The following is a 1,317-nucleotide window of genomic DNA, read 5'->3' on the forward strand; positions in this document are numbered from 1 at the left end:
CCGGTCCGCCCCTATGTGGGCGGGCCGGGCGCGACGCGTTTCGGGATCGGCACGGCACCCGCTCTTGACCCCGTCGCCTGCCTGCCCTATTCCTGACGGCATGTCAGATCAACGGGCGCTACCCGTCGACACGCTGCTGGACGTCCCGCTGCACCAGGCCGCCGAGCGTTCCCGGGAACTGCGCGACGCGGGCTTCGACGGGGTCTTCACCTTCGAGGGGCCGCACGACGTCTTCCTGCCGCTGGTGCCCGCGGCAGCCGAGGGACTCGACGTCATGACCAACATCGCCGTGGCCTTCCCGCGCAGCCCGGTGCACCTCGCGCACGCCGCGTACGACCTGCACCTCGCCTCGCGGGGCCGGTTCCGGCTCGGCCTCGGCACCCAGATCAAGGCACACGTCGAGCGCCGCTACGGAGCGGTCTGGTCGCGGCCGGTCGAGCGCATGGCCGAGACGCTGCGCGCGGTGCGTACCGTGCTCGACTGCTGGCAGACCGGGGAGCGCCTGGACTTCCACGGCGACTTCTTCGACCTGACCCTGATGCCGCCGACGCTGTCGCCCGGGCCCAACCCGTACGGCACCCCGCCCCTGCTCGCGGGCGGCGTCGGGCCGCGCATGCTGCGCATGGTCGCCGCGACCGCGGACGGCCTGCTCGTGCACCCGTTCAACACCGACGCGTACCTGCGCGGACACCTGCTGCCGTCGGTCGAGGCCGGCCTTGCCGAGGCTGGGCGTACGCGCGACGACTTCGCGGTCGTCCTCGACGTCATCGTGGCCGCGGCCCGGACCGAGGAGGAGCACGAGCGCGCGGTGGCCGGAGCGCGCGCGATGGTCGCGTTCTACGGATCGACCCCCGCGTACCGGCCCGTTCTCGAAGCCGAGGGGTACGGCGACCTGCAACCCGAACTGCACGCCCTGGTCAAGGCCGGGCGCTGGGCGGACATCCCGGCGGCCGTCGACGACACCCTTCTGCACCGCCTCGTCGCGGTGGGCACGCCGACCGAGGCGGCCCGCATCCTCGGCGAGCGGGCCGCGCTCGCGGGTGCCGACCGGCTCGGCTTCTACCTGCCCTACCGCGCGGATTCGGAATGCGTCGCCGAGGTACTGGACGCGCTGCGCAAGCCCGGCACGTGACGGCACACGCCTCGGAGAGCCTGCGGCGCGGCGGGCAGCGTCCCTGACCGAATCGGCTGCCCAAGCCGCTCGGCTGGCGAAACGGCTCGGCCCCGCCGCCCGGGACATCTCGGTTTGGCATCCATCCGAAAAACTGAGTCGATCAGCGACCCACTGCAACAGCGCATTGTTCCCGGTGGTCCAAC

General features: G+C 72.7%; 1 protein-coding gene. It reads left to right on the plus strand.

Annotated elements, in window-relative coordinates; all coding sequences use genetic code 11:
- The first annotated feature begins 100 nt into the window (after window positions 1–100).
- Window positions 101–1,132 carry a TIGR03617 family F420-dependent LLM class oxidoreductase gene (locus tag AB0C36_RS43120; RefSeq protein WP_358365288.1) on the plus strand — a complete coding sequence of 344 codons (1,032 nt, stop codon included), beginning with the start codon at window positions 101–103 and terminating at the stop codon, window positions 1,130–1,132.
- Window positions 1,133–1,317: the final 185 nt, after the last annotated feature.

Origin of the sequence: Streptodolium elevatio, from assembly GCF_040649515.1 — a bacterium.
Lineage (GTDB): Bacteria > Actinomycetota > Actinomycetes > Streptomycetales > Streptomycetaceae > Yinghuangia > Yinghuangia elevatio.

Excerpts from the sequence above, each read along its gene's own strand:
- AB0C36_RS43120 (WP_358365288.1), top strand. The coding sequence starts at position 101 with ATGTCAGATCAACGGGCGCTACCCGTCGACACGCTGCTGGACGTCCCG.